Annotated in this window: 8 protein-coding genes; 7 read left to right on the forward strand and 1 reads right to left on the reverse strand. The window is 75.8% G+C overall.

The genetic code is table 11. The features are described 5' to 3' along the window. Window positions 1-255: 255 nt before the first annotated feature. Entirely contained in the window at window positions 256-1575 is a 1320-nt protein-coding gene (locus tag ACFWA9_RS35710; RefSeq protein ID WP_380393083.1) for a M23 family metallopeptidase, read from the forward strand. A gap of 494 nt (window positions 1576-2069) precedes the next feature. Beyond that, a complete protein-coding gene (locus ACFWA9_RS35715; RefSeq protein WP_380393086.1) occupies window positions 2070-3305 on the forward strand; it encodes a cytochrome P450 in 1236 nt (411 codons plus the stop codon). 121 nt (window positions 3306-3426) lie between these two features. Here the strand turns inward: ACFWA9_RS35715 and ACFWA9_RS35720 are convergent, their stop codons facing one another. Then, window positions 3427-3726 (reverse strand): DUF4193 domain-containing protein, encoded by a 300-nt coding sequence (locus ACFWA9_RS35720; RefSeq protein WP_329491654.1) that lies wholly within the window; start codon window positions 3724-3726, stop codon window positions 3427-3429. Window positions 3727-4329: 603 nt separating this feature from the next. Between ACFWA9_RS35720 and ACFWA9_RS35725 the strand changes: the two genes are divergently transcribed. The 5 genes from ACFWA9_RS35725 (at window position 4330) to ACFWA9_RS35745 (ending at window position 10471) form a co-directional block, all read left to right on the forward strand. After that, a complete protein-coding gene (locus ACFWA9_RS35725; protein WP_380393089.1) occupies window positions 4330-5082 on the forward strand; it encodes a (5-formylfuran-3-yl)methyl phosphate synthase in 753 nt (250 codons plus the stop codon). 8 nt (window positions 5083-5090) lie between these two features. Then, window positions 5091-6497: an aldehyde dehydrogenase family protein gene (locus ACFWA9_RS35730; protein ID WP_380393092.1), complete on the forward strand. Its 1407-nt coding sequence runs from the start codon at window positions 5091-5093 to the stop codon at window positions 6495-6497. Next, the gene (locus tag ACFWA9_RS35735; RefSeq protein WP_380393095.1) at window positions 6494-7588 is read left to right on the forward strand and encodes an NAD(P)-dependent alcohol dehydrogenase; all 1095 of its coding nucleotides are present in this window, start codon (window positions 6494-6496) and stop codon (window positions 7586-7588) included. Before ACFWA9_RS35730 ends, ACFWA9_RS35735 begins: the two co-directional genes overlap by 4 nt. Window positions 7589-7853: 265 nt before the next feature. After that, the gene (locus ACFWA9_RS35740) at window positions 7854-9458 is read left to right on the forward strand and encodes a hypothetical protein (RefSeq protein ID WP_380393098.1); all 1605 of its coding nucleotides are present in this window, start codon (window positions 7854-7856) and stop codon (window positions 9456-9458) included. A gap of 263 nt (window positions 9459-9721) precedes the next feature. Beyond that, window positions 9722-10471, forward strand: a complete 750-nt coding sequence (locus ACFWA9_RS35745) for a DUF4232 domain-containing protein (RefSeq protein WP_380393101.1) — start codon at window positions 9722-9724, stop codon at window positions 10469-10471. Window positions 10472-10543: the final 72 nt, after the last annotated feature.

Below are 10543 nucleotides of genomic sequence, written 5' to 3' on the forward strand. Positions count from 1 at the left end.
GATTCCTCCGCGCGCGCCTGCCGTCCTCAGACCATGGCGGTCGCACCGCCTGCCGCTCCGGCGAGCGGCAGACGGCGACCCGGATCCGGCTCCTCGGCTCCGGTGTCGACCGGACGGGTGGTCTTCGCCAGGGGTCGGCACCGGCGTCGGGCGGAGCCGGACCGTCATCGCCTTACATGGGCATGCGCCCCAGCCACTGGGGCGCGCCGCCGTCCGTCTCGGACGGACCGGCTCCGACGACGAACCGGGAACCCCATGACCGACCCGGACCCAGCAGCCGGCGGCCGCATCGGCGGCCGGCCCCTTCTGCGCCGCCTCGCCGCCGCCGTCCTGGGAGCCGTCGTGCTGGCCGCGGCGGGCACGCCCGGCCACGCGGCCGGACGGCCCGCCCTCGCACCGGGCACGCAGTTCACCCCCTTGACCGCGGCGGTGATGACCGAGCCCGCGCCGTTCGACGCCTCGGACGGGAAGGTCCACCTCTCCTACGAACTGCTCACCACCAACGCGCTGTCCACCAGCCTCGCGGTGCGGCTGGACCGGGTGGACGTCCAGGACGCCGCCACCAAGCGCGTCGTCGGCTCACTGAGCGGGTCGGCGCTGGGCGCGGCGGCCAATCCCGTCGGTGACCCGCTGCCGGGCGCGGTCGGCGACCGCCCGCGCGACCCGGCGGCCGACGGCGGCCGCGGTGCCGCGCCGCCGCCCGAGCCACCGGCGGAGACGGTGATCCCGGGCTCGCAGCAGTGGGTGCTCTGGATCGACCTGGCGCTCGCCCCGGGCGAGCCGGTCCCCGAGGTGGTGGAGCACCACCTGGTGGGGGCCGTCCTGTCCGCGTCGGGCTCCTCGCCCTTCGAGGAGACGGTGCAGCCCACCCGGACCGCCCGTACGGCGCCGCCGGACCTGCTGCCGCCGGTCCGCCCGGGCAGCTGGTACGCCAGCGAGTCGTGCTGTGACAACACCCACCACCGGCGCGGACTCGCCCCGATCAACGGCGCGTTCTACGTTCCGCAGCGCTTCGCGATCGACTGGTACCGGGTCGGCGGCGACGGGCAGACCTGGGAGGGCGACCCGGGGCAGCTCACCAGCTATCTGACCTATCGTCAGCCGGTCCTCGCCGCTGCCGGCGGCCGGGTGGTGGAGGTCCAGGACGGCGTCCCGGACAACCCGCCGCCGTACCCGCCCGCGGTACCGCCGATCGAGGACACCGTGGGCAACCACATCACCCTGGAGGTCGCCCCCGGCCGGTACCTGCTCTACGCCCACCTCCAGCCGGGATCGCTCCGGGTCCGGGCGGGCGACTGCGTCGAACCCGGCCAGGTCCTCGGGCTGATCGGCAACAGCGGCAACTCCACCACCCCGCACCTGCACTTCCAGGTGATGACCACGGCGGAGTTCTTCCCGACCGACAGCCCGCCGTTCACCTTCCGGGAGTTCCGGGTGCTCGGCCATGTCGCGCCCCGGATCTGGGACGACAACCTGGGCCTGCAGCCGACCGGCGTGCTGCCGATCGACCCCTCGCCCTACGACGGCCCGCACCGCTCCGCGTACCCGCTCGACCGCCAGGTGCTCGACTTCTGACCGCCGGCCCGTGGCCCGCCACCCCGTACCCGGGGTGGCGGGCCACCGCGTTGTCCGGAGCGCCGCGGCGAAGGCGTGGGGCGACGTCCGCGGGCCGGTGCCCGGTAGGCCTCGCACGGGGTACGGACGGGACCGTCCGCCGGGCGGACGAGGCCGGCTCCGTGCGGACGTCCAGGGCAGGTCATGCCGCTGCGGCGGGCGGCCCGCTCCCGGGCACCCGGGCCCCGGGCAGCCGGGGCCGGCCGGGGCCGGGGGCTGGACCGGCGCGCCCCGGGAGGAAGGCGCAGGTGGGCCCGGGCGGCGCGGGCCGACCGGGCCCACCCGGCCGGGTCGGAGCCGCCGCGGCCCGCGGAGAGCGGGCGGCGAAGGCCGTTGACGGCCGCGCGCCCCCGCCCTACAACGAACACGTGGGCCCTCGGCGCGGCAGGCCGGGGCCGGTGACGGCGCCCCGCCCGGGCGCCGCACGAACCCCGAGGAGCCCGAGGAGCAGGCCCGTGACTCCCGAAGACCGTGGCTGCCCCGTACTCGACATGGCCGCGCGGGCCCCGCACGCGCAGAACGCGCTGCTCCGCTCCGCCGGCCCCGCGGTCCGGGTCGAACTCCCCGGCGGCGTCATCGCCTGGTCCGTCACCCGGAGCGAGGTGATCCGCGCACTGGCCGGCGACCCCCGGGTCTCCCGGGACCCGCGCAAGCACTGGCCGGGCCTGGCCGACGTCCCCGAGGGGTGGCCACTGGCACCGCTGGCCCTGCAACAGACCTTCTTCAACCTCTACGGGGGCGAACACCGCGCGGCACGGCGGCGGATGACCCCCTCGTTCGCGCCGCGCCGGGTGGCCGCGCTGCGCTCCGGGATCGAAGCGACCACCGCCGAGCTGCTCGACGCGATCGGCCGGCTCGGCCCGGGTGAGGCCGTCGACGTCCGCCGGGCCCTGTCGCTCCCGCTGACGATGACCGTGATCTGCGACCTCTTCGGGGTGCCCGCCGCGATGCGGCCGGTGCTCGGCGAGGCGATGGACAGCCTCCTGATCACGGCGTCGACGCCCGACCGGATCCGGGCCGCCCAGGCGGAGATGGACGCGCTGCTCACCGGACTGCTGCACCTCAAGCGCCGGCGGCCCGGAGCGGACCTCGCCAGCGACGTGGCCGCCGTCCCCACCGGCGGCGACGGCCGACCGACCGAGGAACAGTCCCGCGACACCCTCTTCCTGATGATCGGCGCCGGCTACGAGACCGCCGTCAACCTGATCACCAGCGCCGTCCACGCCCTGCTGACCCACCGCCGGTTCCTCGCCCTGGTCCAGGAGGGAACCCTCGGATGGGAGGACGTCATCGAGGAGACGCTGCGTCACGAGGGCCCGGTGATGCACCTTCCGCTGCGGTACGCGCTGGAGGACATCGACCTCGGCGAGGGCGTCGTCGTCCGACGGGGTGAGCCGATCCTGCTGGCCTTCGGCGCGGCCGGCCGCGACCCGGAGGTCCACCCGGACCGGCCGGACGACTTCGACCCGACCCGCCCGGCCAAGGACCACCTGGCCTTCGGCCACGGCCCGCACTTCTGCCTCGGCGCCCCGCTGGCACGCCTGGAGGCCGAAGTGGCCCTGTCCGGGTTCTTCGGCTCCTACCCGGACGCCGTCCTGGCTCCGGAGGGCCCGCCGCCCGTGCGGCTGCGGTCCGCCGTGGTCAACGGCCCGGCCGAGCTCTGGATCGTGCCGGCCCCGGTCCCCGCGTGACGGTCGGTTCCGGCAGTCGCCCGCCGGAACCGGACCGGGGCGGCGGTACCGCGGCCCCGGTCGCCGTCGTCGGCCGGTCGCGGTCGTCGTTCAGCCGCGGTCGCGGGCCGGCGGCCGTCGGTCAGTCGCAGTCGACGCAGAGGGGGCGGCCGTTCTTCATGCGCGAGAGGCGGCTGCGGTGGTGCACCAGGAAGCAGTTCACGCAGGTGAACTCGTCGGACAGCATCGGCTGCACGGTGACGGTGAGTTCCTCGCCCGAGAGGTCCGCGCCGGGCAGCTGGACACCGTCCGTCGATTCGAGCTGGTCGACGGCGTCGATGGCGCCGGAGGAGGTGTCGGTGCGGCGGGTCTTCAGCTCCTCGATGCTGTCGTGCGACCCGTCGTCGTCGGTCTTGCGGGGGGCGTCGTAGTCGGTTGCCACAGATGGTCCCTTGTCGTCGTGGTTGAAGTTTACGCCGTGTGCGACGTGCCTGGTGGCGGCCGCGGTGGTCCGCTGGGCAGGGCTGGCGGCCCGGCCCTCGGGTGGTCGGAGGCCTGGTGGGGGGCGGCGGTGCGTGCGGCCGGTCGGGGCGGTCGGGGGCGGGGCGGGGATGGCAGGCGTCCACTCGCGTCCGACGCGGGTGTTGATCATGCCATGAAGTCCGCCGGGATCCGCCGTCCGCACCCCCGACCGCGATCGCGTGCCACCAGGACGGTGACGAAGCTGCGGGTCGTCCCGGTACTGTACGGCGGCCGCGCCCCCGACCACGACCGCCGGGCCCGCGACGCCCCGGCCCGGCGCACCCCGGCGGCCCGGCCGGACGCCCCGGCCCGCCCGGTTCACGCGGTACGGCCGGCTCGCGTCGGCGCGGAGGGCGCGGACGGCGCACGGTGCGCCGGGCGCGACGTCCCCACGACCCGTTCGCACTCCGTGCGCTCTACCGACGTCCGCGGGCCGCCGCGATGATGAGCGGACCGCACATGATCCGGGCGACTCCGCCCACCTGCCCCCGGGCAGGCGGACCTGCGGCGGAAGGGGCCCACCGTGTTGCTTCTCATCTCCCCGGACAGCGTCGAGGAGGCCCTCGACTGCGCGAAGGCCGCGGAGCACCTCGACATCGTCGACGTCAAGAAGCCCGACGAGGGCTCGCTCGGCGCGAACTTCCCGTGGGTGATCCGGGAGATCCGCGACGCCGTCCCGGCGGACAAGCCGGTCTCCGCCACCGTCGGCGACGTCCCGTACAAGCCGGGGACGGTCGCGCAGGCGGCGCTCGGAGCGGCGGTCTCCGGAGCCACGTACATCAAGGTCGGCCTCTACGGGTGCACGACCCCGGACCAGGCCGTCGAGGTCATGCGCGGGGTGGTCCGGGCGGTGAAGGACTACCGGCCGGACGCCTTCGTCGTCGCCTCCGGCTACGCGGACGCCCACCGGATCGGCTGCGTCAACCCGCTCGCCCTGCCCGACATCGCCCTCCGCTCCGGCTCCGACGCGGCCATGCTCGACACCGCGATCAAGGACGGGAGCCGGCTGTTCGACCACGTCCCGCCGGACGCGTGCGCGGAGTTCGTCCGCCTCGCCCACGAGGCCGGGCTGCTCGCGGCCCTCGCAGGCAGCGTCCGACTCGGCGACCTCGGCGAGCTGACCCGGATCGGGACCGACATCGTCGGCGTGCGCGGGGCGGTCTGCGAGGGCGGCGACCGCACGGTGGGCAGGATCCGGCCGCACCTGGTGGCCGCCTTCCGGGCCGAGATGGACCGGCACGCCCGCGAGCACGCGGCCGCCGTCTCGCAGAGCTGACCGCCGGCATGCTGCCGACACCCGTGCCCCGGCGCCCGCCGGGCCCGCGCGGCGAGCACTTCGCCGTCCTCGACCCGGCGACGGGCGAGGCCTTCGACGAGGCTCCCGACCAGCGGCCCGAGGAACTCGACACCGTCGTCGGCCGGGCCCACCAGGCCTGGCGCGGCTGGCGGGCCGACCCGGCCGCCCGCACCCGCGCGCTGCTCGCGGCGGCCGACGCGGTGGAGGCGGCCGGCGCCGAGCTGGCCCCGCTGCTCACCCGCGAACAGGGCAAACCCCTCGCCGAGTCGTCCGCCGAGGTCGCCCGCACGGCGGCCCGACTGCGCTACTTCGCCGAGCTCGCCCCCGTGCCCCGGCCGATCGACGACGGCCGGCCGGTCCGCAGCGAGGTCCGCTGGCGGTCGCTCGGGCCGGTGGCGGCGATCGTGCCGTGGAACTTCCCCCTCCAGCTCGCGGCGGCGAAGTTCGCGCCCGCGCTCGCGGCGGGCAACCCGGTGGTCCTCAAGCCCTCCCCGTTCACCCCCCTCGCCACCCGGCTGCTGGGGTCCGTCCTCGCCGGCGCGCTCCCCGAGGGCGTCCTGACGATCGTCACCGGGCTCGAACCGCTCGGTGCCCGGCTCGTCTCCCACCCGGGGATCCGGCACGTGAGCTTCACCGGGTCGATCCCGACCGGCCGGGCCGTCGCGGCGGGCGCGGCGCCCTCGCTGGCCCGGGTCACCCTGGAGCTGGGCGGCAACGACGCCGCGATCCTGCTGGAGGACGTGGACGTCGAGCGGATCGCGGACCGGCTGTTCTGGGCGGCGTTCCGCAACTGCGGGCAGGTGTGCATGGCGGTCAAGCGCGTCTACGCCCCGGCCCGGCTCCGCGACCAGGTGGTCGAGGCCCTCGCGCAGCGCGCCAGGGCCGCCGTCGTCGGCCCCGGGCTCGACCCGGGCACCCAGCTGGGGCCGCTCAACAACGCCCCCCAACTGGCCCGCGTCGAGCACTACACGGCCCGGGCCCTGGCGGACGGCGCCCGGGCCGCCGCCGGCGGCCACCGGCTGGACCGGCCGGGCCACTTCTTCGCCCCGACGGTCCTCGCCGATGTCCCGCCGGACAGCCCGGTGGTGACGCAGGAGCAGTTCGGACCGGTGCTGCCGGTGCTGGCCTACCGGAGCGTCGACGAGGCCGTCGCGGCGGCCAACGACACCGGCTTCGGCCTGGGCGGTTCGGTCTGGGGGACGGACCTCGACCGCGCCGAGGCGGTGGCCGACCGGCTGGAGTGCGGGACGGCCTGGATCAACCACCACGCCGAGCTCTCCCTCGCCCAGCCCTTCGCGGGCATCAAGGAGAGCGGGGTCGGCGTCGCGGGCGGGCCGTGGGGGCTCTACGGGAACCTCAGGCCGTTCGTCGTGCACCGCCCGGAGGAGGGGTGAGGTTCCGCGCCGCGGTCCTGCGCTCCCACCAGGGGCCGTTCACGGTCGAGGAGGTGGCCCTGGGGACGGGGCCGGCCGACGGCGAGGTCCTGGTGCGGATCGCGGGCTGCGGGATGTGCCGGACGGACCTCGCCGTCCGGCGTTCGGCGGGCCGCTCACCGCTGCCGGCCGTCCTCGGCCACGAGGGGGCGGGAGTCGTGGTGGAGACGGCCGGCCCGGACACCGGCCTGCACGTCGGGGACCACGTCGTGCTGAGCTTCGACTCCTGCGGCCACTGCCGCAGCTGCCGGGGCGCGGCCCCCGCCTACTGCGACTCCTTCGCCGCGCTCAACCTCTTCGGCGGGCGCACGGAGCACGCCGCGCGGTTCACCGACGCGGCCGGGGGAGGACTGGCCCCCCGGTGGTTCGGCCAGTCCTCGTTCGCCGAGTACGCGGTGGTCCTGGCCCGCAACGCCGTCCGGGTCGACCCCGCACTGCCGATCGAACTGCTCGGACCGCTCGGCTGCGGCTTCCTCACCGGCGCCGGAGCGGTCCTGAACACCTTCGCGGCCGGTCCCGGCGACACCGTCGCGGTCTTCGGCGCCGGAGCGGTGGGCCTGGCCGCGGTGATGGCGGCCACCGCCGCCGGCGCGGTCACCGTGGCCGTCGACCGGTACACCGAACGGCTCGCCCTCGCCGAACGGTTCGGCGCCGTCCCGCTGCCCGCCACCTCGGCCGACCTGCCCGGCCGCATCCGGCGGCTGACCGACGGCGGCGCGCGGTACGCGCTGGACACCACCGGCTCCGTCCGGCTGATCAACGACGCGCTCCTGGCGCTGCGCCCGACCGGGCACCTCGGACTGGTGGCCCGGCTGAGCGGCGCGCTGGCGATCGAACCGGGGGCACTGGACCGGGGCCGGCGGATCTCCCACCTCTGCGAAGGGGACGCGGTGCCGGGGCTGCTGGTGCCGAGGCTGACCGCACTGTGGCAGGCCGGGCGGTTCCCCTTCGACCAGCTGATCCGGACGTATCCGCTCGCCGCGGTCAACGAGGCCGAGCGCGACTGTGACGAGGGGCGCGTGGTCAAGCCCGTGCTGATCCCGGCCGGGTGAGCCGCCGAGCGGGTGCCTCCGCACCGGCTCGCCGCTCCGCACCGGCTCGCCACCCCGCGCGGGATGCGCGCAGCCGAGGGGGAGAGGTGCCGCCGCGCGGAGTACGTACCGCTTCGCGCCCCCGCGCGGGATACGTTCGTTGGCGTATCTTCCGCCGGGATCCCCCGGGACCGTTGACCGCCGTGCCTCCCGACGATTGGCTCGTCGGGAGCCCGCTGCCGGGAGGGAGCCCGGCCGGGCGATCACCAGGGGAAGGGACAGACCCATGGCACGTACCACCCGCACCACCAGCAACCGGTGGCTGGCCGGCGGCGGCAGCGTCCTCGCGGCGGCGGCCGTACTCGCCGTGACCGCCGTGCCCGCCCAGGCCCGTCCGGCGGCGCGCGGCACCGTCCAGGTCAGCGTCGGGGTGAACGGCGCCGGGCCGGACGACCAGTCCTGGAACCGGCAGATCAGTGCCGACGGCCGCTACGCGCTGTTCACCTCGTGGGCGACCAACCTGGTCTCCCAGCCCGCGAAGAGCGGACGCGACGCCTACGTCCGCGACCTGGCGACCGGCCGCACCGAGCGGGTCAACCTGTCCGACGACGACAACGCGCTGGACGGCTTCACCGACTACGCCGCGATCAACGCCGACGGCCGCTACGTCGCCTTCGAGAGCGACGCGGTGAACGTGGTCCCCGGCCTGCCGGTGCCTGGACGCACCGAGGTGTACGTCCGGGACCGCCGTAGCGGCCGCACCGAACTGATCAGCGGCGGACCGGTCAGCACCGACACCGACCGGTTCCACGCCTCGTACGCGCCCTCGGTCAGCGCGAACGGCCGCTACGTGGCGTTCGTCTCCAGCCGGACCGACCTCGTCCCGGCCCCCCAGGGCGACGGCGCCTCGCTGGCCAGGCCCTACACCTGGGACTACAACATCTACGTCACCGACCGCTGGACGGGGAAGACCCGCCTGGTGACCCGCGGCGTGGACGGCAAGCCGGGCGACAGCATGTCCCTCAACCCGACGATCAGCGCGGACGGCCGCACCGTCGGCTTCACCTCGCTGGCAGGCAACCTGCTGCCCGCCGACCAGACCCCCGCCGACCAGACCCCCGCCGACCAGACCCCCGCCGACCAGACCCCCGCCGACCGAACCCCCGCGCCCGCGCCCGCGGCCGGCGCCGCCGGTCCCGCCGCCGACGTGGAACTCGCCCCGGGCAGCGGCGCGGACCTGCCCCGCGGCGCCCGGCCCGGTCTGGCCCGGCCGACGACCGGTGTCTACTACACGTACGACGTGGCGTCCGGCCGGATCTCCGCCGCCAGCCTCGCCCCCGACGGCACGCTCGGCTACGCGAGCTTCGACGCGACGATCAGCCCCGACGGGCGGCGCGCGATCTACGCCCTGCCCGAGCCCGGCGGGTCGACCAACGGCCACCGGTACCACACCGTGCTGTACGTCCGGGACCTCGGGAAGGGCACCGTCACGAAGATCAGCGGTGGCCTTCCCGGCACCGCCTCGGTCGGCTCCTCCGACCACGGCCGGATCACCGCCGACAACCGCTGGGTGTACTACTCCTCCGCCGCCGACAACCTGGTGGCGGGCCCGCAGCACGCGGGCTGGGACGTCTACCGCCACGACCTGCGCACCGGCCGCACCGAGCGGGTCTCCACCGCGCCGGACGGCTCGCTCGGCAACGGATCGTCGGTCGACCCGGCCGTGGACGCCCGCGGCGACACGGTGGTGTTCGGCTCGACCAGCGGCAATCTGCTGACCGGCCCCGGCGGCCCGGAACACACCGACTACCAGGTCTACGCCCGCACCACCGGGCACCACGGCGACGGCGGCGACCAGGGCCAGGGACAGGAGCAGGGCCGGGACGACTGACCTGCGCCGCCGCTCGGACCTCGGACCTCGGTGCGGACGGCGGCGGCCGTGCGGTGGGGGCGGGCCGATCCGCCCCCACCGGAAGGGTGGGTTGCCGAGAGGTGGCGCCCTGTCAACTGCGTTGTACCCGACCGAATGTCACGGTTCCGTCGCCGTCCTGTCCTCATGATTGTGACGCTGCGCATGCCACCATTCGCGGTCGGCCGGTCGTCCTGTGGTGTGTCCGAACACCGTTCAGTACGCGCCACCATCGGGGAGCCACCATGTTCGTCCGCCGCCGCCGTCCGCTGCTCGTCTCCGTCGTGCTCGTCGCCGGGGCGGGTCTCGCGTTGACCGCCTGCGGGCCCGAGAACACCGATGCGGCCGGCGGCTCGACGGCGCCCGCGACCACCGCGGTGGCCGTGGCGCCCTCCGCGACGGCCGCGCCGGCCACCGGTGCCCCCTCGGCGCCCGGTGCCACCGGTGCGCCCAGGACGAGCGCGCCGGCCACCGGAGCGGCGTCGCACACGCCGTCCGGGGTGAGCCCGTCGAGCGGCACCCGGCCCGACGGCGGGAGTGCCGGCGCCCGCCCGTGCGCCATCGACAGCCTGGCGATCCACGCGACGGCCCGGGCCGGGGCCCCGACCCAGTGGGTGATCGAGGTACGCAACAGCGGTACGGCCGCCTGCAGCCTGAGCTCCACCCCGGGGGTCGACCTGGGCAACTCCACCGCCACCGACCGGAGCAAGAACATCAAGCCGGTGCTCGCGAGCGGCACGGCGCGGTTCGCCGTCCCGGCGGGCCAGAGCGCCTACGCGGTGATCGACCTCGACCCGAGCGGTGCCACCACGGGTACCGTCCCCGGCATCAACGAGCTCAACGTGCTGGTCGACGACGACGACACCAACATGCCGCTCGCCAACACCCGGAACTTCCCGCTCGGCAACGGCGCACGGGTCCTGAACCCGCAGATGGGCATCTACCGGTCCAGCGTGGCGGAGGCGGTCACCTCGATGGCCGCCGCCCCCAACTAGCCGACCCGCCCGGCTCGGCCCGGCTGCCCGGCTCGGCCCGGCTCGGGGGAGGGCAGGCGGGCACGGCCGGGG

The organism is Kitasatospora sp. NPDC059973, from assembly GCF_042737525.1.
GTDB lineage: Bacteria > Actinomycetota > Actinomycetes > Streptomycetales > Streptomycetaceae > Kitasatospora.